This is a genomic window from Micromonospora citrea (genome assembly GCF_900090315.1).
GTDB lineage: Bacteria > Actinomycetota > Actinomycetes > Mycobacteriales > Micromonosporaceae > Micromonospora > Micromonospora citrea.
Window position 1 is genome coordinate 847,940 of record NZ_FMHZ01000002.1, and the last position, 22,214, is coordinate 870,153.

Below are 22,214 nucleotides of genomic sequence, written 5' to 3' on the forward strand. Positions count from 1 at the left end.
CTCAGTCCGGGTCCAGCGCGAGCAGCGGCTGGTCGTACTCGACCGGCTGGCCGTCGGCGGCGAGGACCTCGACGACCCGACCGCCCCGGTCGGCGGTCACCTCGTTCATCAGCTTCATCGCCTCGACGATGCCGACGACCTGCCCCGCACGGACCACGTCACCGACGGCGACGAAGGGCGCGGCGCCCGGCTCCGGCGCCCGGTAGAACGTGCCGACGATGGGCGAGCGCACCGCGTACCGGCCCGGGGTGTCGCCGGCGGGCGCGGGCGGCGCCGGGACCGGCCCGACCTCCGGCGGGGCCTCCACCGGCGCGCCCCCGTGCCACTCCACCTCCAGCACCGTGTCGCCGCTGCGCAGCCGCACCCGGCGCACCGGGCCGGCCAGCTCGGCGACCAGGTCCCGGGCGTGCCGCCGCAGCCCGGCCAGCACCGCGTCCACCCCCGACGCCGGCTCCGCGCCCACCGGCGCGGTGTCGACGGGGGCGCCGCCCGCGCTCACCGGGCACCCGCCCGCGCGCCGAGCCGGGCCGCGCCGAAGCGCCGGAACCGCTGCCGCCGGCGTCGCACCAGCGTGGCGGGCGGCACCTCCAGCAGCGGCAGCAGATGCGCCGACACCGCCGCGCGCAGCGCCCGCGCCGCCGCCTCCGGGTCGTGGTGCGCGGCCGGCGCCGGCTCCGGCACGAGGTCGTCGACCACCCCGAGGCGGCACAGGTCGGGCGCGGTCAGCCGCAACGCGCGGGCCGCCTGCGGGGCGGCCCCCCGGTCCGGCCACAGGATGGCCGCGCACCCCTCGGGGCTGATCACCGAATAGACGGCGTGCTGGAGCATCAGCACCCGGTCGGCCACCGCCAGGGCCAGCGCGCCGCCGCTGCCGCCCTCCCCGGTGATCACCGCGACGACCGGGGTGGGCAGCACGGCCAGCGCGAGGATGTTCTCCGCGATGGCCGCCGCCTGCCCCTGCTCCTCGGCCGCCACCCCCGGATCCGCCCCGGGCGTGTCCACCAGCGTCACCACCGGCAGGCCGAGGCGGGCGGCCAGCCGCATCAGCCGCAGCGCCTTGCGGTGCCCGGCCGGGCTGGCCATGCCGAAGTTGCGCGCCACCAGCTCGGCGGTGGTGTGCCCCTTCTGGTGCCCGATCACCATCACCGGCCGGCCGTCGAGCCGGGCCAGCCCGCCCACCACCGCCGGGCAGTCCGCGCCGAGCCGGTCGCCGTGCAGCTCGACGAAGCCGTCGAACGCCGTCTCCAGATAGTCCAGTGTGGTCGGTCGGCCCGGATGCCGGGCCAGCCGCACCGTCTCCCACGCGTCGCCGCCGGGGCCCGACGCCGCCGCCGACCCACCGGCCGGCGGGGCCGCGACCGGCGGCGGCTCCTGCCGGGGTACGACCGGACGCGCCGCCGGCCGACGCCCCGCGCGGGCCGCGCCGAGCAGCGCCGCCAGCCGCCCCCGCAGGGCGTGCCGGGGCACGACCATGTCGACCTGCCCGTGCCGCAGCAGGAACTCGGCCGTCTGGAAGCCCTCCGGCAGCGCCCGGCCGGTGACCTGCCGGATCACCCGGGGACCGGCGAAGCCCATCCGCGCGCCGCTCTCGGCGAGCACCACGTCGGTGTTCGTGGCGAACGACGCCGCCACTCCCCCGTACGTCGGGTCGGTCAGCACGCTGACGGTCAGCAGTCCCGCCTCCCGCAGCCCGGCGATCGCCTGGCTGACCGTCGCCATCTGCATCAGCGACAGCACGCCCTCCTGCATCCGCGCGCCGCCGGAGGCGGTCACCAGGACCAGCGGGACCCCGTCGTCCAGGGCCCGCTCGGCGGTCCGGGTGATCAGCTCGCCGACCGCGCAGCCGAGGCTGCCGCCGAGGAACCGGAAGTCCATCACCGCCACCGCGCACGGGTACCGGCCGATGGCGGCGGTGCCGCACAGGACCGCCTCGGCCAGCCCGGTGCCGGCCCGGGCGGCGGTGAGCCGGTGCGGGTACGGCACCAGGTCGACGAAGCCGAGCGGGTCGAGCACCGCCGGCCGGTCCGGCAGCGCCACGAACGACCCGGCGTCGACGAGCTGGAACAGCCGCTCCGGGGCGTCCAGGCGGGCGTGCGCCCCGCACTCCGGGCAGACGTCGAGGTTGCGGCGCAGCCGCTTGCGGTACAGCAGCGTGGCGCAGCCGTCGCAGCGGGACCAGAGCTGCCCCTCCCGGGGCGCGGTGGCGGTCACGACGGCCGCCCGGCGGGTGCGGCGTCGAAACGGTAGAAGCACCGGGCCATCGCGTCGCGCGGCTCCCGCCACGTCGGCAGGTACGGCGACACGTACGGCCGCAGCCGGGCGCTGACCCGCTCGAACTCGGGGTGCCCCCGGGCCGCCTCCACCGCCGGCCCGCCCGGCGCGTCCGTCTCCAGCAGGTGCACGTAGAGGTCACCCAGCCGGTACAGCGACCGGTGCCGCACCCCGACCAGGTACGGCAACTCGGTCGCGTCGGACTCGGCGAAGATCTCGGCGACGCGCGCCTCGGCGCTCGGCACCACCTTCGCGACGATCAGCGAACGGTCCATGGACGGGCCTCCCTCCACGGCCTCCGGCGTCGGTGACGACGGCGCCGGCCGAGCCGGACGACTGGCGACACGATGCGGTCGCCGCCGTCACGGCGGCGTCACCGCGACCCGCCGCCCGACGACGCCCCCTCGTGACGCTGCGTTGACGCAACCTGTGCATCCACTGTGCCCACCTGATCACCGAAGCGGACTATCAGCAGTTCAGAACGGATCTCGTGGATGCCACACCGGGAATCACGCATTGACCGAGAGTGACCACTATTGATAATCTTCGTGACGGTCAGCCCGGCGGCCGCGGCGCGCGACGCCGTGCCGCGGCGCAGCGACGACGACAGCGGGGTCGAGGGCAGCCGCGCCGGGACAGCAGACGAGTCGGGACGAGCGTTCCGCAGGGGGTGCCGCGTGGCCGCTGATCCGTCGACGCCGACCACCGGGCACCGCCCCGGCACGGACATCTCGCTGCACCTGCTCGGCGGATTCCGGCTGCTGCACGGCGACGTCCCGGTCGTGGTGCCGCGCGGCCTGCAACGCGTCATCGCGCTGATCGGGCTGCGACCCGGCGCCACCCGCAGCCACCTGGCCGGCCTGCTGTGGCCCGACGCGCCCGAGGAGCGCGCCCTGTCGTCCCTGCGCACCGCGCTGTGGCGACTGCGCCAGGACCCCTGCTGCCCGCTCACCACCGCCGGCGACACCGTGCGCCTCGGCCCCGTCGTCCGGGTCGACGTCGACGCCCTGGTCGGCACGGCGGCGAGGGTGCGCGAGGGCGACGACCCGTGCGCCGCCGCCGCGCTCGCCGCCGGCCGCCACGACCTGCTCCCCGGCTGGTACGACGACTGGGTCCTGGCCGACCGGGAACGACTGCGCCAGCTGCGCCTGCACATGCTGGAGGACCTGGCCGGCCGGCACCTGGCCGCGGGCCGGCACGGCGAGGCCCTGGAGGCCGCGCTGGAGGCCATGGCCGCCGAGCCGCTGCGCGAGACCCCGCACCGGCTGGTGGTGCGCATCCACCTCGCCGAGGGCAACGCCTTCGAGGCCGTGCACGCCTTCTACGTCTACCGCGACCTGCTGCTGCGCGAACTGCGGCTGGAACCCTCCGCGGCCATGACCGCCCTGCTCGACGACACCCTCGCCCCGATCCGGCAGGCCACCCGCGACACCCCGGCCGGGCCGCGCCGGGTTCCGCCCGCCCGGGTCGCCCCCCGCGCCCACTGACCCGACACCACCGGCACCCCGCACGCCCCTCCGGCGTTCGCGCAACCTGCGGGCGTTCGAGCACGCACCCGGAGAAGCAAGGCACCCCCGCGCGCGGCACGGCGTCACCGGCGCGGCGGCGCGTGTGACGGACAGGTGACAGCCGTCCCGGCAGGGTGGGCCGCACAACAGTCCGTGGCCTCCGCAGTGCTCGCGGAGCACCACCGGCGAGAGGGGTCCCATGAGCCGTCTACTGATCGTCAGCAGGATCGTCCCGGGCGCGGAGGGACGGGTGGCACAGATCTTCGCCGAGTCCGACGCCACCGAACTGCCCGCCCTCACCGGCGTCCGGCACCGGTCCCTGTACTGCCTGCACGACCTCTGCGTACACCTGATGGAGACCGCCGACGTGGACCCGGACGCCCTGGCCGGCGCCCGCAACCACCCGCTCTACCGCCAGGTCAACGAGCGCCTGTCCGCGCACACCTCCCCGTACCTGCCGACCTGGCGCTCGCCCCGCGACGCGATCGCCGGCTGCTTCTACCGCTGGGACGCCGCCGACGCGCCGTCGTCGCACGCGGCCGGCTGAGCGGGGTGGTCGCCATGTCTCCCAGACCACCCCACGTCCTGATCGTCGGAGCCGGCATCGGCGGCCTCTGCCTGGCCCAGGGCCTGCGCCGGGCCGGCATCAGCGTCGCCGTCTACGAGCGGTACCGCAGCCGGGGCGAGGGACTGCTCGGCTACCGCGTCGGCATCGGCCCCACCGGCAGCCGCGCCCTGCGCGAGTGCCTGCCACCGCGACTGTTCGACACCTATCTCGCCACCTGCGCCCGCTCCCCCCGCTACTTCAACGTCATCACCCAACGGATGCGCCGGACGGCCTCGTTCACCCTGCGGCCGGACACCGACCCCGTGAACACCGAACGGTCCGTCGCCCGGATGACCCTGCGCCAGGTCCTGCTCACCGGCATGGAGGACGTGGTCCACTTCGACAAGACCTTCACCCGGTACGACCAACGCGACGACGGCACCGTGACCGCGCACTTCGCCGACGGCAGCACCGCCACCGGGGACCTGCTCGTCGCCGCCGACGGCACCCACTCCGCCGTACGCCGCCAGTACCTGCCGCACGCCGTCACCCGCGACGCCGGCACCGTCAACATCGCCACCCGTATCCCGCTGACCCCGCACACCCGCCGCCTGCTGCCCGAACGCATCGAGCAGGGCATCTCCCTGATCTTCGGCACCGGCGGCATGATGGGCGTGCTGCACGTCATGGAGTTCAAGTGGGACGGCGACGGCACGCTGAAACCCGGCGTCGACCCCGCCGACGCCGCCCTGCTGCGCGACTGGCCCGGACTGCGCCACGACACCACCCGCGACAACATCAACCTCGTCATCTGGAGCACCGCCCGCCGCTTCCCCGCCGACGTCATGCAGCGCCGCGGCGAGGACCTGATCCAGCTCGCCCTGCGGCTCACCCACAACTGGCACCCCCACCTGCGCGAACTGTTCGCCCGCGCCGACCCCGGCAGCGCCCTGCCCATCAAGGTGGCCACCAGCGAGCCCGTGCCGCCGTGGAAGAGCAGCACCGTCACCCTGCTCGGCGACGCCATCCACACCATGACCCCGGGCCGTGGGGTGGGCGCCAACACCGCGCTGCGCGACGCCGCCCTGCTCTGCCGGCAACTGCGGCTGGCCACGGCCGGCGACAAGACGCTGCTCCAGGCGGTGGCCGACTACGAGGCCGCGATGGTGCCGTACGGCTTCGCCCGGGTCGCCGACTCGCTCAACCGCAGCGGCACCAACGGCGACGACCGGATGTACAAGCCCGTCGTCGGCCGACTCGCGTTGCTGGGGGCGCGCGGATACTTCGGCGTCACCAGCCGCGTACCCCGCCTGGCCCGCAAGTTCGTCAACGACTTCTACACCTACCGGGGTGAGGAGGACTGACCGCCCGTCGGCCGAACGGACCGGGCACGGCTCGTCCCCGGCCAGTGGACGCACGCCCGGCGGGAGACGCCGGCCGGTCAGGGCTCGCGGACGCCGTACACGCGCAGGATGCTCTCCCGCAGCGCCGCCGCCGCCCGCGCCGCGCCCATCCGGCCGGCGGCGACCTCGGCGCCGGCCGCGTGCCCGAGGGCGATGGTCGCGGCCACCAGCCACGCCGGGTCGAGGCCGCCGTCGAACTCCCCGGCCGCCTGACCACGCGCGACCAGCCGCGCCAGGCGCTCGACGACCCCGGCGTGCTGACGGTCCGACTCCGCCTGCTCGACCGCAGCCGACGGGTGCAGCAGCAGGGGGTACCGCTCGGACAGCCGCCACGTGACGTCCAGCCAGCGCGACAGCGCCTCGGTGACGCTGCCGCCGGCCGCATCGGCGACGTCGAGCGCGGCGACGGCCTCGGCGGTGATGCGGTCGACGACCGCGGCCACCAGCAACGGCCGGGACGGATAGTGCGCGTACACCGTCTGGCGGGTGACCCCGGCGGCTGCGGCGACCTGTTCCACCTTCGCGTCCGGATGCCGGCCGAGCACCTCGACGGCGGCGGCGAGGACGGCGGCGGCGCTGCGCTCGGCGTCGGAACGGCGCCGACGCCGCCGGCCGCCTCCTATCTCTGACACGTTGTGCAATCTAGCCCATGGGCCTTATCGTTGACATCGCGTCAAATTTAATTAGACCCTCGGGAGAGCCCATGACCCCCCGCACCGACCTGACCGGCTACCTCGTCCGCTACCCACAGGAGGCGGGGCTCGGCGACGAGGACCCGGCGACCGTGCTGGACCGCTACCACACGCCCGACTACGAGCTGGTCAACGACGGTGTGCTGCTGGACCGCAGGCGGCTGCTCGACCACATCCGTCCCGCCCGCAGACGGGCCGCCGGCCTCCACGTCGAGGTGGAGCAGGCACTGGTGGACGGCGACCAGGTCGCCGCCAGGTACCGGCTCGTCGCGCGACTGCACAGGGGCGGCACCATCACCACCGAGATCTACATGTTCGGCCAGCTGGCCGCCGACGGCCGACTCCGCCGCGCCGTCCAGGCCACCCGCACGATCCCCGCGCCCGCACCCACGACATCGCCTCGGTGAACGACCGACGGGCGCCCTGCCGGCTGCGCCCGGCGGGCGCCCTGCCGGCTGCGCCCGTCGCCCGCACCGCTCGGGTCGCCCCGACCGCGCGGCCGCCGCGAATCCACCGGCCACGGTCGACACCCCCGCACCAATCGCCCCGCCCGATTCCCACCGCGCCAGCGGCCCCGCTACATCCACCACGTCGCCCTCCACCGACGACGGTCCGTCGCCCGCCGGACACCGCCGGTACAACCCGTCCCACCCGCGCCGGCACCGGTCGATCCTGCCTGTCGCCCGTACGGAGCGTGTGCGAAGCTGCGGCGAGTTTTTCTCCGAGTTTCGACGTGAACGAGAGGGAGGTCTGCCGTGGCGTGGTCTTTCGGGCACTGGCTGATACTGATCGTGACCCTGCTGGTGGGTCTGGCCGGCGGATGGTTCTGGCGTGGCCGGCAGGACGCGGCCGCCGGGCACGGCGCGCCCACGGTGGAGGGTGACCACCCGGTCGACGGCATGACCGCCGTGGTGGTCGACCCGCCGCCGGTCGCCACCACCGACGAGGCGCGCCCCGAGGTGATCGTCGACCGCGCGCCCGACGCCGTCGCCGACCGCGTCCCCACGACCGACGCCCCGACCGCCGACACCCCGGTCACGGTCGTCGCCGCCGACGCCGAGCGGGCCGGCGACGTCGACCCGGCCGACATGGCGCTGACCGGCGACCCGGTGCCGGCGCCCGACACCGACCGCGTGACCACCGCCGCGCCGGTAGACACCGCCGCGGAGCAGCGCTCGGACGCCGAGGTCGTCCTGCCGGCCGCCGCCGAGGTGACCGGCCCCGTCGACCGCCACCCGGCCGAGGCGCCGACCACCGCCGCCGAGTCGACGCCCGCGGTCATCGAGCCGGAGCCCGTCGCGCCCGTCGCTGCGGTGGAGCCCGAGTCCGCCCCGGCACAGCCGGAGCCCGTCGCCGCGGTGGAGCCCGAGCCCGTCGCCGCCCCGCACCAGCCGGCATCCGTCCCGGCCACCGCCACGGCGGAGCCGGAGTCGACGGGGCCGGCGGACGAGCCCGCCGTGCCCGTGGCGGTGCCCGCGCCGCGCAGCGCGGACACCACCCCGCCCGCGCGGACCGAGCCCGACGCCGACGCCGCCGACGACTTCCGCCGGATCCAGGGCGTCGGCCCGAAGATGGCGGCGGCGCTGCAGGAGGCCGGCATCCGGACGTACCGGCAGCTCGCGGAACTCGACGAGGCCGCGCTGCGGGAGACGATCCGGGGCGCCGGGCTGCGTGCCGCCCCGAGCCTGGCGACGTGGCCGCAGCAGGCGAAGGTGCTCGCCGGCGCCCCTCGGGAGGCCGCCGCCGCGCTGCCCGCCGCCGACGTCTGACGCCGGGGCCGCCGCAGCAGCACGCCCGCCCGCGCCTCCCGCTCCTCCAGGGGTACGGCGCCACGAGGATCGACCCGACGCCGCCCGGTGTCGCGGTGCCCGCACACAGGGCGCCGCGACACCGGGCGGCGCGGCATCCAGGGGCGGGCTCCACACCGGGGCGTCCCGCCCCCGTACCGGACCCGTTGGTGCTCACCCGCAGCGATCCGCCGGCAGGCGGAAGGATCCGCCGTCGGGCCGGGCAGCCGCCTCACCCGGCGTCGGTCACACCGGCACGCCCGCGTACGGCCGGACGGTGAGACGCCGGCCGGCGGTGGGGCCGAGCCGCACCTGGAGCCCGAGCGGCGCGGCGGCCCGACGCACCGCGTCGACGTGCAGCGAGCCGTGCCGGTCGACGGTGAGCACCGGCGGCTCCTCCGGCTCGCCGGCCGGGGCATGGAACGACAGCAGCGTCACCGAGGTCGGCAGGTGCCCGGGGTGCGCGGCCCGGGCCGCCGCCTCGTCCCGGTGCGCGAGCACCACCAGGTCGTCGAGGTGGGCGAAGTCCTCGGCGATGCCCGCCGCCTTCCAGTGCGCCGGCTCGTCGGCCGCCCCGGTGCGGTGCCGCGACCGGTTGGCCGAGGTGATGTGGAGATGGTCCACCCCGATCTCGGCGACGGCCCGCTCGAAGAACGCGTTCGACGGGCACGTCAGCCCCGGCGCGATCACCTGCGTGGTGCGTACACCCTGGTCGCGCAGGGTGAGGTGGGCGGGCAGCCGATCGACGGCGGGGCCGCGGAAGCCGAACGGGCCCGTACCGTAGAGGACGCCCATCAGTTGTCGCACCCGGCCCTCGGGCAGCCGGTGCGGCACCCGCGACCAGTCGAACATCGCCGGGATCCGCCGGAAGGCGGTGGTGATGCTGCCGACCTGGTCGGCGGGGCGGCCCTTCGCGACGTTGACCCGCCGCACGGTGGCCGCGTCCGGGCGGGTCACGATCGCGTAGAAGTTGCCGAAGGCCACCGCGACCACCGCGCCTCCGGCCAGCGCGCGGGCCGCGGCGGCGACGTCCTCGGGGCGGTCGACGTACCGGTGCGGGGCGTCCATGGTGTCCTCCTGCGCGGTGCCTTGAGGCAGTTCTACGCCGACCGGACCGCCCGGGATGGTCGTCGGTCGCCGATCCGATAGCGGGCCGGCTCGCCCCGGGCCGGGCGGGCCCTCCGACGGGCCGGGGCCGCCGGCCGGCGGTGCGGTCGATCGGCGACGCCGTTAGCCGTTCACCGCGACTGGGTACAACCTCCGGCACCTCGAACCACCACACCCTTTGCGGAGGCAGCGATGCGTGGCACGTCGATATTCGGAGTCCTCGTCGTCATCTGGCTGATCATCGGTGCGGTCGCCGCCGGTCAGCGCGGCTACTACAGCGGCGACGACACCAACTGCGCCGAGGCCGGCACCATCCTGGTCACCATCGTCGCCGGGCCGCTGAACTACATCGGCGCCAACCCCAAGGTCGACTGCGAACTGCCCCAGCCGTCCGAGTAGGACGAGTCTTCCCGGCCCGCGCCCACTGCGGCGCGGGCCGATTCGTGTCCGCAGCCGGTCGGTCCGCGAGCCGGCCCGGTGCGCGTCCGGGCCGAGTCGGCGTCCCGTTCGGTGCGGATCATTCCCGCCGGCGGTGGTGCGCGTCCCCACGCGTGTGTGGTGCGTCGCCTCGCGCAGTGCGTCCTAGGAGGCTGGACTGCAGCTCGTCCGAGCGCCGCGCGCTCGCGCGCTCTCGGCGGCGGACGACCGGGCGGCGGAGGCTGGGCGACGTTTGTCGACCGGGGCGGCGGGAACCGCCGTTGCTCACACCGCCGCACGGGACGGGAGCACGGGATGAAGATCGGCTACAAGCTGGCCGCGGAGGGGTACGGGCCGCAGGAGATCATCCGTCAGGCGGTCCGCGCCGAGCAGGCGGGCTTCGACTTCGTCGAGATGAGCGACCACTTCCACCCGTGGCTGGACGTGCAGGGGCACTCGTCGTTCGCCTGGAGCGTGCTGGCGGCGATCGCCGCGAAGACCGACACGCTGGGCCTGGCCACCGGGGTCACCTGCCCGACCGTCCGGTACCACCCGGCGATCATCGCGCAGGCCGCGGCGACCATGGCGCTGATCTCCGACGGCCGGTTCACCCTCGGCGTCGGGGCCGGCGAACGGCTCAACGAGCACGTGGTCGGGCAGGGCTTCCCCAGCGTCCGGGGCCGGCACGAGCGACTGCGGGAGGCGTTGGAGATCATCCGGCTGCTCTGGCAGGGCGGCTACCGCTCGTACGAGGGCAAGCACCTCCAACTGGAGGACGCCCGCGTCTTCGACCTGCCCGACACCCCGCCGGTCATCGCGGTGGCCGCCAGCGGCCGGGCCTCGGCGACGATGGCCGCGGAACTCGGCGACGGCCTGTTCGTCACCGAGCCGAAGGAGTCGATCGTCGCGCACTACCGCGAGGCCGGCGGCGACGGCCCCCGCTACGCCGAGGTGCCGATGGCCTGGGCTCCCGACGACGGGCAGGCGGTACGCGCGGTGCTGGAGACCAGCCGCTGGATGGTCACCGGGTGGAAGGTGATGAGCGAGCTGCCCAACCCGGTCAACTTCGACGCCGCCAGCGCGTACGTCGAGGAGCGGCACGTCCGCGAGCTGTTCTCCGTCGGTCCGGACCCGGAGGCGCACGTGGCGAAGGTCCGCTCCTACGTCGAGGCGGGCCACGACCACATCGTGCTGCAGAACGCCGGCCCCGACCCCGACGGCTTCCTCGACTTCTTCGCTGGCGACCTCGCCGGCCGGCTGCGCGCCCTCGGCTGAGCGCGGACGACGGGACGCGGCGCCACCGGCCCGCCCGAGGAGTCGCCACGGGACGGGAAGAGCGAATGGCGGCGGGCCGTCCACGGGGACGGGCACGCGACGAGGGGCGCGCCCGGCCCGCCGCCACGACGATCATGGCTGGCGGGGCCGGACGCGCCCCGGGGACGGGCGCGGGGCGCCCGACGGTGTCGGTCAGCGGAAGCAGTGGGCCACCGGCACCAGGCTGCCCTCGCAGTTGGTGGGCTCGTTGTCGATGATGTCGGTCTCGTCGTCGACCCTGACCCGCGCCTTCTCGGCGAAGAGGCCGCCCGGCTTCACCGTGGCGGAGTTGCCGGCCACCCGGCTGGTGTAGAGGGAGACCTGGCCCAGGGAGGCGAACACGCCGCCGCCCTTCGAGGCCGCGCCGACGGCGTGGTTCCGGTCGACCTCGCTGTTCCGCACCAGCAGGTTCGACTTCAGGGCGTGGATCCCGCCGCCGGAGCCCCGGGCGGTGTTGCCGGCCACGACGCTGTCGTCGAGCGGGAGCAGCCCCTGGAAGGTCGAGATGCCGCCGCCGTTGCCGGTGGCGGTGTTGTCGCGCACCTCCATCCCGCGCAGGAAGATCAGCGCGTCCGAGTTGGCGATGCCGCCGCCGGTCTGGGCGGTGTTGCCGAGCACCTTCGTGTCCGCCACCCTCGTGCGGGCCGAGAAGCTGGCGATGCCGCCGCCCTGCTCCGCGTTGTTGTGCGCGAAGGCGCTCTTCTGCACCTCGGCCGCTCCCCGGTAGTTGCCGAGTCCCCCGCCGTACGCGACGGCGCTGTTGTCGTGGAACTTCGACGTGCGCAGGCTCAGCACACCGCCGTTGAGCAGTCCGCCGCCCTTGCCCGCCTTGCCGGCGGCGCGGTTGCCGACGAACGTGCTGTCGGTGACGACCATGTTGCCGTCGTTGAAGATCCCGCCGCCGCCCCCCTCCGCCGAGAGGGAGGTGCTGCCGACGACCGTGGTGCGCTCGACCACCGCGGACGCGCCGTGCACGACGTGGATGCTGCCGCCCTCGGCGGCCGAGAGGCCGTTGCGCAGCACGACGTCCGACAGGGTCAGCTCGCCGCCGTCGCGGACGGTGAAGAACCGGAACGCCTCGGCGTGCACGTCGCGGACGATGGTGGCGCCCTCGCCCCGGATCGTGATCGGGTGGTAGATGACCGGCAGCCCGGCCTTGTCGTGCTGCGGGTTGCGCGGCGGGGCCTCGGCGTCGCCCGGGTTCTCCGCGCTGTCGGCCGCCTCGCGGGCGTCGCGGATCCCGCCGTCGTAGTCGTCGGGCTGCTGGAAGGCGTGCGTCAGCTCGTACGTGCACCTGGGCGCGAGCCGCAGGTGGGCGCCGCCCTCGGCGTTGGCCCGGACCAGCGCGGCGATGAGCTTCGCCGGGTCGCAGGGCACCGGGACCTCCCCGCGGCGGCCGGGCTGCGGGCCCCGCTCCGTCCTGCCGTCGCGCGGCTTGCCGTCCCAGTCGCCGGAGTCCCGCCCGCCGAGGTCGCCGCGGCGCTGCTCACGGAGGTCGTCGCGGTGTCCCGCGCCGGAGTCGGCGCCGCGCAGCACCAGCGCCGGCGCGTCCGACACGGCGGGCAGGTTCGGGGCGGCCCCCGCCACCCCCGCCACCCCCGCGACGCCGGCCACCAGGCTGCCCGCGACGAGTCCACCGGCTAAGAACCACCGGGACCGCCGCGTGGCTCGCGCCGTTCGCCGGTTCCCTCGATACGTCGACATCAGGCTTCCCTGCCTTTCGCGTGCATGACCGGCCGCCCGGACCGGGCGGGGGGTGGCGGCCATCTCGACGCCACCGAGGGTCACGATACGAGCGAAACTCGGGCAAGTCAGTCGAAGATGAATAAACGTAGTGTTCATCTTCGGTGGACCGATCGGCCCCAAACGGGCACGGCCCCCGGTCAACCGCCGACGTGGATGCCGGGGCGGCGGGTCGGGTCCGGTTCGGACTTGCGGAGGATCTCCCGGACCACGGGCGGGGTGTCGCCCCGGCCGAGGATGAGGTAGCGCAGCAGGTGCCCCAGCGGGTTTCCCTCGGACCACTCGAAGTGGGCGTGCGGACGGACCCCGGTGACGTCGCGCAGCGCCAACAGGATCGCCGCGATCGCGTTGGGCACGGCCGGGCTGCTGGCCCGCAGCACCCGGAACCCACCGACCTCCGCGCCGCGCACCCGCAGCACGTCGCTGAACTTCGACGGGTCGACCACGTCGATCTCCAGGAAGAGGATGTCGCCCTCGCCGGGGACCGGGTTCATGCTCCGCTGCGCCCGCTCCTTGACCGTGTACTCCTTCACCGCGCCGGTCGCCCGCTTGTGCGCGATCAGGTGCAGCCGGCCGTCGTGCGCCAGCGACTCGGCGACGAAGCGCCGGGCCCGCTCGTCGAACTCGATCCGCTCCGCGCGCAGCTCGGTGGTCCGGCTCACCCGGGAGACGAGCGAGACGACGACGATGCCGAGGATGAACAGCGCCGAGATGGTGATGCCGTGCGGCTTGGCGATCACGTTCTCGGCCAGCGCGTACAGCAGGACGAGGGTGAGCACCGCGAAGCCGGCGGCGGCGCGGCGCTCCCGGCGACGGGCCGCGGAGATGGTGACGGCCACGGCGGCCGAGACCATCATGGCGAGGATCCCGGTGGCGTACGCGCCGGCCTGGGCGTTCACGTCGGCCCGGAACGCCACGGTGATCGCGACGCTGACCAGGGTGTAGACGATCACGACGGGCCGCACCGCCCGGGCCCACTCCGGCGCCATCCCGTAGGTGGGCAGGTAGCGGGGCACGATGTTGATCAGACCGGCCATCGCGGAGGCGCCGGCGAACCAGAGGATCAGCGCGCTGCTGATGTCGTAGAGGGTGCCGAAGGCCCCGCCGACGTGCTCGTGGGCGAGGTAGGCCAGCGCCCGGCCGTTGGCGGCCCCGCCCGGTTCGAACTCGGCGGCGGGGATCAGCACCGTGGTGACGAACGACGTGGAGACCAGGTAGACCGACATGATCAGCGCGGCGGTGGCGAGCATGCGTCGGGTGTTGCGGATCCGCGCCGCCAGCCGGGCGTCACGGTCGGCGCCCTCGCCCGCCACCAGCGGCATCATGCTGACCCCGGTCTCGAAGCCGGAGAGCCCGAGCACCAGCAGCGGGAAGGCGAGCACGGCGGTCACCGCCACCTCGCCGGGGTCACCGCCGGCGGTCAGCGCGGCGGTCCAGTCCGCCAGGGTGCCCGGGTCCGCGGCGACCTCGGCCACCGAGACCGCGACGATCACCGCGTTCAGCGCCAGGAAGACCACGACCAGCGGGATGGCCACCGCGACCGCCTCCCGGAAGCCGAGCAGGAAGACCCCGCCGAGGACCAGCAGCAGTACGACGGTGACGCCGACGGCGACGGCCGTGCCGCCGACGCCCTCGGGGACCAGCGGGTTCTCCAGCAGGTGCACCGTGGCGTCGGCCGAGGAGAGGGTGATCGTGATGATCCAGGAGGTGGCCACGAAGCCGAGCAGCACCAGTACGAAGATCTTGCCGCGCCAGAACGGCAGCAGCCGCTCCAGCATCGCCACCGAGCCCTGCCCGTGCGGGCTCTCCCGGGCCACCCGCCGGTACATCGGCAGCATGCCGAGCAGGGTCAGCGCGACGATCAGCAGGGTCGCCAGCGGGGAGAGCGTCCCGGCCGCCACCGCCGCGATGCCGGGCAGGTAGGACAGGGTCGAGAAGTAGTCCACCCCCGTCAGGCACATGACCTGCCACCAGGCGTGCGAGCGGCTCTGCCCCTCCACCGCCTCCGGTCCCACCGGCTGCACCCGGTGCGTGAACAGCCACCGCCGCAGCGGGCTGAGCGGCGCGGCGGGCCGGCTGGGACTCGCCGTCACCTCGGGGACGTCGACCGGGCGGCCCCTGCGTCCGCCGGGGCGGGTGGGGTCACGCGCGGCCCGCAGGTCCCGGCTCGGGCCGGCGGGCGGCGGGCGGCGGCCGCGCGTGCGCCGCGGCCTCGCCCCGTCCTCGTCAGCCATGCCCCGTCCCCACCCCTCGGCGGCCCTGCCCCGACCGTAGGCGGTCCCCCGCCGGCCGCCCGCCGGAACGGCGAACCCCGGGCCCCCGCCCGCCCACCGGGCCCGCAGGCCCTCCCGCCCGGGCCGCCGACGTCGCAGACGACTCAGCTCCACAGTTTCCGCAGGCCCTCCCGCCGAGGCCGCCGACGTCGCAGACGACTCACCTCGACAGCTCCCCGCGAGCCCTCCCGCCGAGGTCGCCGGCGCCGCAGCCGGCTCAGGTCGACGGCTGCGGCGGGCGCAGCGCCGCGGCCAGGGCGTCCGGGTCGGCGATCGTCACGGTCGCGCCCGGGTGCCGGAGCCAGCCGCCGGGCAGCAGGGCGGGCACCGGCTCGGCGAAGCGGAGGCAGAGCCCGGCCGCCGTGCTGCTGCCGAAGGTGACGCCGGCGTCGGCCAGCGAGAGGTGCGGCCCCACCGCCCGCCACCAGCGGTACGGCCCGCCCCGCTCGACGCCGGTCACGTTGCGTCGGGGGGTGCGCAGCCGCCACGGGCCGAACCGGACCACCACCTCCGCCGCGTCGACGCGCACCCAGGCGGTCTCGGGGCGGACGCCGAGCAGCGCCAGCGCGGGGCGGAAGACCGGATCGAAGCGGAACGCGAACCGGCGCGCGTCGGGGGCGTGGGTCACGACTCCGGCGTACCCGGTGCGGGCCGGCCGACACCCCCCGGGCCGGCCGGCCCGCGCGCCTCGCGACGACGGCCCGGGACGCGTCCCCGCGCTCCGCCTGGTTGCCGGTGCGGAGCGCGGGGACCCCCCGTCCCGGCTACTGCAGGAACGCCCCGAGGGGCGAGAGCAGCAGCCGGCCGAGCGCGGCGGCGGTGTCGTCCAACCGCGCGCGCTCGCACTCATGGGCGGCCGGATCGTGCCGGCACCGCCAGATCTTCTGCGCGTTGCGCCAGGCGACGTCGCGCGTGTACTCGACCAGCTCCCCCTGGTACCAGTCGTCGATGTCGCCGTTGAGCATGTCGATGAGCAGCTGCCAGCGCTCCAGGTAGCCGCGCCGCAGGCCGGGGATCTTGTCGGCGAAGATGTTGTTGATCTCGAGGTAGTCGCGGTGCTGGTCGGTGCCGTCGACCGGCTCCGACTCCAGGCTGTCGAACGTCGTCACCAGCGCGAACGGCAGATCGAAGTTGATGTGCGCGTTCACCCCCGCCGCCGCCGACGGCAGCGGGCGGGCGTCCGGGCCGCGCATCCGCTGGAACAGGCACGCCCACGCCTTCGGCGTGCCCGGGCTGGAGTCGGTCCACAGCCGCATCGCGTCGAAGTAGCGGGCGGCGAACTCCACGTCCAGCCGGGACAGGAACACCGGGTCGGCGAACCGGTCGTCGTAGAGCCCGTTGAGCACGCTCTCGGTGATCGTCAGGTAGAGCCTGTTGAAGTCGGCCAGCGGGCAGCTCGCCTCCAGCGGAGGCAGCCGGACCAGCAGGTCCTGGAGCTTGGCGAGGTGGTCGACGACCGCCGGCACGTCGGCGGGGTGGTCGGAGAGCAGGTCGACGATGTCCCGATGCACGGGCCCCCACACCGGTTCCGTCATCTCTCCTCCACAGCGTTCCCGGGCACCCCGTGCCGTCGGCGACGTCGCACACTCTGCCAGCCGGCGTCCGGCGGCCGGATCAGTAGAACGACGTATCCGTACGCGCGCGTCAGCCGGCCCGGTTACGCAGGAAGATGGCGCTGGCCTGCACCCGGGTGCGGACCTGGAGCTTGTCGAAGATGTGCGAGACGTGCACGCCGATGGTCCGCTCGCTGATGAACAGCCGCTGGCCGATCTCCCGGTTCGTCAGCCCTTCGGCGACGGCGGCCAGCACCTCCCGCTCGCGGGCGGTCAGCGCCCCCAGCTCGTCCCCGCCGGGGCCGGTGGCCGGGGCGCCGGCCACCGACCGCTCCTCCAGCGACACCCGCGCCCGGCCCGCGAGGGTGCGGATCTCCGAGGTCAGCGGCACCGCGCCCAGCCCCTGCGCCACCTGGTACGCCTGCCGCAGCAGCTTGGCCGCGGTGGCGCTGCGGCTGCGGCGGGCCAGCAGGGCCTCGGCCTGCCGCAGCCGGGAGTAGGCCGCCGGGTAGGGGTGGTGGCGCCGGTCCCACTCGGTCACCGAGCGGGCCCACAGCTCCGGGTCGCTGCCGTCGAGGCGGCTCACCTCCGCGGCGCAGAGCGCCAGGAACCCGTCCACCACGTCGCGCACCGGGCGGGCGGCGTGCTCGCTCTTGCGGGCGACCCGGTCGGCGACCTCGCGCAGCCGGCGCACCGCGGTCTCGTCCACGGCGATCGTCCGGCTGGCGTGCGCCTCCGCCTCGGCCCGCAGGCCGTGCCACACCAGCGCGGCGAGGATGCCCACGTCGTCGGAGCGGCTCTCGGTCAGGCCGCGCTGCACCGCCTGCCGCGCCAGGTCGTGCCGGCCCTGCCACATGGCCAGCCCCGCCCGCAGCGTCAGCAGCGGGATCACGTGCCGCGCCCCGCCCCCGGCGAGCACGGTCGCCACCGCGTCCAGGTCACGGTCGGCGGCCTCGATGTCGCCGTAGCCCACCGACAGCCGGCAACGGGCCAGCAGCAGCTCGACCGCGTCCGCGCCGGAGGGGCGGTGCCGCAGCGCCGCCGCGACGACCTTCTCCGCCTCCGCCCACTGGCCGACGCGGAACAGCCCGTTGGTGGCGATCGCCAGCAGCCGGGTCTCGTACGTGCGGCCCAGGCCCAGCTCGGCGACGCGCTCGGCACCCCGGCGGGCGACGACGACGCCCTCCTCCAGGACGTTCAGCGGCCCCGTCAGCAGCTCGGCCAGGTGCAGGTACGCGCACGCCACGTCCTCGGGGCGGCCGGAGCGCTCGGCGGTCTCCAGCGCCCGGCGCATCACCGCCAGCCCCGCGTCCGGGTCCTCCAGGTACGCCTCGGAGAACCCGAGCGCCGCGCTGGCCAGCACCACCTCGGACGTGGAGCCCTCGACCGCGGCGGACAGCTCCAGGGCCTCCCGGGCCCGTCGGCCGGCGTCGGCGTACCGGCCGAGGTGCAGCAGCAGCTCCGCCAGGTGCGCGGCGGCGGTCGCCCGCTCGCGGGGCGTGCAGTCGGGGGCCCGCAGGGCGCGCTGGTATTCCGCCTCGGCCGGCGCCGACCGGCCGGCGGCGGCAAGGTAGCGGGCCCGCCGGATGTGCAGCGCGCAGGCGGGCCGGTCGGCGTCGGCCAACTCCTCCAGCAGGGCCAGCGCCCGGGCGTGCTCGCCGCAGTGGTGGGCGGCCTCGGCGGCGTGCTCCAGCAGGGTCACCCGGTCGACGTCCAGCGGACCCACGCCGGGCGAGCCGGCCAGCTGCAACGCCACCGACCAGTGCCGGTGCGCCTCGGCCCAGCCGTGCAGCCGCTCGGCCTCCCGGGCGGCCGCCATGGCCGCCGGCAGCGCCCGCGCCGGCTCGCCGGCCAGCCGCCAGTGGTGTGCCAGGCGGGCCTGGTGCAGCTCCGCCGGGGCCGAGGTGAGCGCCTCGGCGTAGCGGCGGTGCAGGGCTGCGCGCTCGGCCGGCAGCAGCTCGTGCTCCAGCACCTCGGCGACCAGCCGGTGCCGCAGCCGGTAGCCCTCGTCCGCGCCGACCAGCAGCCGGTGGGCCACGGCGGCGCGGACCGCCTCGATCAGCTCGTCCTCGGGCAGCCGGGTCACCCGCGCCAGCAGCCAGTGCTCCACCGGCTCGACGCCGGCCGCCACCGCGTGCACCACGGCGTGCGCGGGCTGGGGCAGGGCGTCGACCCGGGCCAGGAAGATCTCGCGCAACGTGTCGGAGAGCCCGTCGCGGCCGTCGCGCAGGTCGCGGGCGAGCTCCTCCACCACGAACGGGTTGCCGCCACTGCGCTGCCACACCAGCTCCGCCGCCTCCGGCGTCAGCGGCCGGCCGACCACGGCGGCGGCGAGCTGGTCGGTGCCGGCCCGGTCGAGCGGGGCCAGGTCGAGCACCCGTACGGTGCGCAGCCGGCGCAGCTCGGTGAGCACCCGGCGCAGCGGGTGCGCGCCCTGCAGCGACTCGGCCCGCACCGCGGCGAGCACGGAGAGTTGGAGGTCGCCGAGGCCGGCGAGCAGGTAGAGCAGCAACTGGCGGGTGCTGCGGTCGACCCACTGCAGGTCGTCGAGGACGAGCACGAGCGGGCGCCCCTCGGCGATCAGGTGCAACCCCCGGGAGACCCGCTCCAGCAGCGCCCCGGCGCCGTCCGGCCCGGCGGTCTCGTCGGCGAACATCTGCAACAGGCTGCGGACCGCCGAGGACGTCCGGGCGTGGGAGCCGGTCAGCTCGGCGTCGAAGCGGCGCAGCGCCTGCAGCAACGGGTGCAGCGGCGACGCGTCGCCGATGTCCAGACAGGACCCGGTGAGCACCAGGGCACCCCCGTCGCGCAGCCGGGCGCTGACCTCGCGCAGCAGCCGGGTCTTGCCCACGCCGCTCTCGCCGGTGAGGAAGACGGCGGCGGTGTGCCCCTGCGCGACGTCGTCGAGCAGCGCGGAGCGTACCGTCGTCACGATGTCGGCGCGGCCGACGAGCGGTGCGGTGTCCACATCGCTGGCCATGGCACGCAGCCTAGTCACACGTCCCCGTACCGTTCTACGGGTCATTCGTCCCTGTGGTACTCCTCGCGTCGACATTGCGACCAAACGTTGCGGATGGCCGACATACGTCGTTCTGCAGATCCCCCGTCGGCCGGCAGGTGACAGGGTCCGAGGCGTCGTCAGCCAACGGGGGGAAAGGCAGGTGCGATGCCGATGCCGATGCCCATGCCCATGCCCACCATCCTCGCTGGTCCGCAGCGCGTCACCCCGGCAGCCTGGCCGGTGCCGGAGGAGAGACGCACCGTCACCGTGCTGTTCGCCGACATCGTCGGGTCCACCGCGCTCGTCGACCGGCTCGACCCCGAGGACGTGCGCGCGTTGCAGCGCGCCTACTTCGACACCGTCGCCGGGGTGCTGCGCCGGTGGCACGGGGTGGTCGAGAAGTACATCGGCGACGCGGTCATGGCGCTGTTCGGGGCCCGCGGGTCCGACGGGTTCGACGCGTACCGGGCGGTGCGGGCGGCGCTGGAGATCCAGCGGGCCCTCGACCGGCGTCCGCTGCCCGGCACGCCGCGACTGCGGGTGCGGGTCGGGGTGGCCACCGGCGAGGCGCTGGTCGACCTCGCGGCGACGCGCGACGGCGGGCACGGCGCGGCCAGCGGCGCGGTGATCACCACCGCCGCCCGGTTGCAGGCGTACGCCCCGCCGGGCGGGGTGGCGCTCTGCGCGGCGACCCGGCGGGCCACCGAGGGGCTGATCGAGCAGCGTCGGGTGCCGCCGGTGGCCCTCGCCGGCAAGGCGCTGCCGGTGGACGTGTGGCACGCCACCGGGACGGCCCGGCCGGCCCCCACCCGGCACGAGGGTCCGCTGGTCGGGCGGCGACGCGAACTGGCCGCCGCCCGCGACCTGGTCCTGCGGGCGCTGCGGGACCGCAGCCCGCGCTGGCTGTCGCTGGTCGGCCCCGCCGGCGTCGGGCGCAGCCGGCTGCTGCACGAGTTGCGGCACGCGGTGGCGGCGGTGGACGACGTGCCGGTGCGCTGGTGCGTCGCGCACTGCCCGCCGTACCCGCAGGCCCTGGCGCCCGTCGCGGACCTGGTGCGCGGGCTCGCCGGCCTCCGCGCGGACGAGCCGCCCGCGACCGTACGCCGCCGGCTCGCCGCCGCCGTCGCCGGCCTGGTGCCGCCGGGCCGCCTGACCGGGTCGGTGTGCGCGCTGGAGGAGCTGCTGTCCGGGCCGGACGCCTCGCCCGGGGCGGCCCGGGGCGCGGAGGTGGCGCGGGAGGCGCTGCTGGCCCTCGCCGCCCGGGAGCCGCTGGTGGTGGCGGTGGACGACCTCGACCGGGCCACCGGGGAGCTGCACCGGTTCCTGCACCGGCTCTTCGCGGCGGCCACCGCCCGGTCCCTGCCCCTGGCGGTGGTGGCGGTGCACCGTCCGGAGTGGGCCGACGTGCTGCCCGCCGGCCGCCGGCACCGGCTGGACGTGCCGCCGCTGCGCCCCGTGGAGACCGGCCGGCTGCTGCGCCACCTGCTGCGCCGGGCCGACCGGCCGGCGGCGCAGGCGGCCCGCCTGCTGCCGCTGGTCGACGGCAACCCCGGCCGGGCGACCGCGTACGTGGCGACGATCGGTGGCGCGCCGCCCGCGCGGCTGCCCGTACCCGACGCGGTGCGCCGCGAGGTGGACGCCCGGCTGGACCGCCTCGACGCCACGCGGCGGGCGGTGCTGATGGCCGCCGCGACCCTCGACGCGGGGGTCACCGCGCCGTCGGTGGCGCGCCTGCTCGGTTGGACGCCCGACCGGGCCCTGCCCGCGCTGCGGGCGCTCGCCGCGTCGGGGCTGCTGGTCGTCCGCGCCGACGGCCGGTACGCGGTCGCCGACCCGGTGCTCCGCGAGGTCGCGTACGCCCGGCTGCCGAGGGCGGTGCGCGCGACCTTCGCCCTGCGGGCCGGGCTGCCGGCGGGCGCGTTGGCGCCGGTCCCTGGAGCGGCCGACCGGGAACCGACGCCGCAGCGCGACACGGCGGTCGTGGCGGCTCGGCGACGGCCGCGTGATCGCGGTCCGGGCGGCGTCACGGGGCGTCGTGACGGAGCGGATGTCCGACGGCCGCGTGATCGCGGTCCGGACGGCGTCACGAGGCGTCGTGACGGAGCGGATGTCCGGTGGCCCGGATCGCAGATCCGCACGGCCGTGCCGGTCACGGCGGTGCGGGTGGCCCTTGCGCCGCCTCTCTCTTCGACCGTGCCGACGGCGGGCTCGGACGGTGCGGCAGCCCGGCTGCCCGCCCTGGCGACCCGGGCGGCCGGTCATGGCCTGCCGGCTCCCGGCGCGGGTGCCGGGAAGGCCACGACCCGTCCGCTGGGCTGCGACCGCTCGGGTCCTCCCCAGTTCTGGCCGACGACGAACAGGCGCGGGTCGCGGTCGCGGCCGAGCGTGCCGGAAAAGGCGCCGCGGTCGAGGTCGACGGTGGCCAGCACCTCGCCGCCCTGACCGACGCGGACGCAGCGCTGGTTGCCGTCGTCGGCGCACCAAGGGGGGCGGGCGAGACGCGCAGTTCCCCCACGATCCAACCTAACCGTCGCCGGCCCCGATCGGTATCGGGCGGCCGACCGAGTGTGCCGGCCCCGCCCGTTGGCTACGTTCGCC

At 75.8% G+C, this 22,214-nt stretch carries 17 protein-coding genes and 1 pseudogene; 8 read left to right on the top strand and 10 right to left on the bottom strand.

Annotated elements, in window-relative coordinates; genetic code table 11:
• Window position 1: 1 nt before the first annotated feature.
• Genes accB through GA0070606_RS04120 form a run of 3 tightly spaced genes read right to left on the bottom strand, consistent with a single transcriptional unit; the run spans window position 2 to window position 2,546 of the window.
• Window positions 2-499, bottom strand: coding sequence for an acetyl-CoA carboxylase biotin carboxyl carrier protein (accB, locus tag GA0070606_RS04110; protein WP_091095213.1), 498 nt, complete (start codon window positions 497-499; stop codon window positions 2-4).
• Window positions 496-2,211 carry an acetyl-CoA carboxylase carboxyltransferase subunit alpha gene (locus GA0070606_RS04115; RefSeq protein WP_091095215.1) on the bottom strand — a complete coding sequence of 572 codons (1,716 nt, stop codon included), beginning with the start codon at window positions 2,209-2,211 and terminating at the stop codon, window positions 496-498. The genes accB and GA0070606_RS04115 overlap by 4 nt, the downstream gene beginning before the upstream one ends.
• The gene (locus GA0070606_RS04120) at window positions 2,208-2,546 is read right to left on the bottom strand and encodes a TcmI family type II polyketide cyclase (protein ID WP_091095217.1); all 339 of its coding nucleotides are present in this window, start codon (window positions 2,544-2,546) and stop codon (window positions 2,208-2,210) included. The genes GA0070606_RS04115 and GA0070606_RS04120 overlap by 4 nt, the downstream gene beginning before the upstream one ends.
• A 402-nt stretch (window positions 2,547-2,948) precedes the next feature.
• Between GA0070606_RS04120 and GA0070606_RS04125 the strand changes: the two genes are divergently transcribed.
• From GA0070606_RS04125 to GA0070606_RS04135, 3 genes are all read left to right on the top strand, one after another.
• The gene (locus GA0070606_RS04125) at window positions 2,949-3,758 is read left to right on the top strand and encodes an AfsR/SARP family transcriptional regulator (RefSeq protein WP_091107257.1); all 810 of its coding nucleotides are present in this window, start codon (window positions 2,949-2,951) and stop codon (window positions 3,756-3,758) included.
• Window positions 3,759-3,978: 220 nt separating this feature from the next.
• Window positions 3,979-4,326: a TcmI family type II polyketide cyclase gene (locus GA0070606_RS04130; protein WP_091095219.1), complete on the top strand. Its 348-nt coding sequence runs from the start codon at window positions 3,979-3,981 to the stop codon at window positions 4,324-4,326.
• A gap of 14 nt (window positions 4,327-4,340) precedes the next feature.
• A complete protein-coding gene (locus GA0070606_RS04135) occupies window positions 4,341-5,690 on the top strand; it encodes an FAD-dependent oxidoreductase (protein WP_091107259.1) in 1,350 nt (449 codons plus the stop codon).
• A gap of 77 nt (window positions 5,691-5,767) precedes the next feature.
• Here the strand turns inward: GA0070606_RS04135 and GA0070606_RS04140 are convergent, their stop codons facing one another.
• On the bottom strand, window positions 5,768-6,361 hold the full coding sequence (locus GA0070606_RS04140) for a TetR/AcrR family transcriptional regulator (protein ID WP_218105973.1): 594 nt from the start codon (window positions 6,359-6,361) through the stop codon (window positions 5,768-5,770).
• Window positions 6,362-6,432: 71 nt separating this feature from the next.
• Here GA0070606_RS04140 and GA0070606_RS04145 point away from each other — a divergent pair, with 71 nt between their 5' ends.
• Both GA0070606_RS04145 and GA0070606_RS33960 read left to right on the top strand, forming a co-directional pair.
• Window positions 6,433-6,828, top strand: a complete 396-nt coding sequence (locus GA0070606_RS04145; protein ID WP_091095222.1) for a nuclear transport factor 2 family protein — start codon at window positions 6,433-6,435, stop codon at window positions 6,826-6,828.
• An 882-nt stretch (window positions 6,829-7,710) separates the two neighbouring features.
• Window positions 7,711-8,190, top strand: a pseudogene (locus GA0070606_RS33960) (helix-hairpin-helix domain-containing protein); the annotation flags it as partial.
• A 264-nt stretch (window positions 8,191-8,454) separates the two neighbouring features.
• On the opposite strand, the gene GA0070606_RS04155 reads toward GA0070606_RS33960, so the two are convergent.
• Window positions 8,455-9,276, bottom strand: a complete 822-nt coding sequence (locus tag GA0070606_RS04155) for a hypothetical protein (protein ID WP_091095225.1) — start codon at window positions 9,274-9,276, stop codon at window positions 8,455-8,457.
• Between the two features lie 231 nt (window positions 9,277-9,507).
• Here GA0070606_RS04155 and GA0070606_RS04160 point away from each other — a divergent pair, with 231 nt between their 5' ends.
• Both GA0070606_RS04160 and GA0070606_RS04165 read left to right on the top strand, forming a co-directional pair.
• Window positions 9,508-9,714, top strand: a complete 207-nt coding sequence (locus GA0070606_RS04160) for a hypothetical protein (RefSeq protein ID WP_091095227.1) — start codon at window positions 9,508-9,510, stop codon at window positions 9,712-9,714.
• A gap of 333 nt (window positions 9,715-10,047) precedes the next feature.
• Window positions 10,048-11,007 (top strand): TIGR03557 family F420-dependent LLM class oxidoreductase, encoded by a 960-nt coding sequence (locus GA0070606_RS04165; protein ID WP_091095229.1) that lies wholly within the window; start codon window positions 10,048-10,050, stop codon window positions 11,005-11,007.
• 192 nt (window positions 11,008-11,199) lie between these two features.
• On the opposite strand, the gene GA0070606_RS04170 is transcribed toward GA0070606_RS04165, so the two are convergent.
• The 5 genes from GA0070606_RS04170 to GA0070606_RS04190 form a co-directional block, all read right to left on the bottom strand.
• Complete coding sequence (locus GA0070606_RS04170; protein WP_091095231.1) at window positions 11,200-12,750, bottom strand: right-handed parallel beta-helix repeat-containing protein; 1,551 nt, start codon at window positions 12,748-12,750, stop codon at window positions 11,200-11,202.
• 179 nt (window positions 12,751-12,929) lie between these two features.
• Window positions 12,930-15,023 carry an APC family permease gene (locus tag GA0070606_RS04175; RefSeq protein ID WP_218105974.1) on the bottom strand — a complete coding sequence of 698 codons (2,094 nt, stop codon included), beginning with the start codon at window positions 15,021-15,023 and terminating at the stop codon, window positions 12,930-12,932.
• A gap of 256 nt (window positions 15,024-15,279) precedes the next feature.
• The gene (locus GA0070606_RS04180; protein WP_091095233.1) at window positions 15,280-15,690 is read right to left on the bottom strand and encodes a hypothetical protein; all 411 of its coding nucleotides are present in this window, start codon (window positions 15,688-15,690) and stop codon (window positions 15,280-15,282) included.
• A gap of 136 nt (window positions 15,691-15,826) precedes the next feature.
• Entirely contained in the window at window positions 15,827-16,597 is a 771-nt protein-coding gene (locus GA0070606_RS04185) for a DUF5995 family protein (RefSeq protein WP_091095235.1), read from the bottom strand.
• Between the two features lie 109 nt (window positions 16,598-16,706).
• Complete coding sequence (locus GA0070606_RS04190) at window positions 16,707-19,595, bottom strand: helix-turn-helix transcriptional regulator (protein ID WP_091095237.1); 2,889 nt, start codon at window positions 19,593-19,595, stop codon at window positions 16,707-16,709.
• 192 nt (window positions 19,596-19,787) lie between these two features.
• Between GA0070606_RS04190 and GA0070606_RS04195 the strand changes: the two genes are divergently transcribed.
• Window positions 19,788-22,058, top strand: coding sequence for an adenylate/guanylate cyclase domain-containing protein (locus GA0070606_RS04195; protein ID WP_245724564.1), 2,271 nt, complete (start codon window positions 19,788-19,790; stop codon window positions 22,056-22,058).
• The last annotated feature ends 156 nt before the right edge of the window (window positions 22,059-22,214 follow it).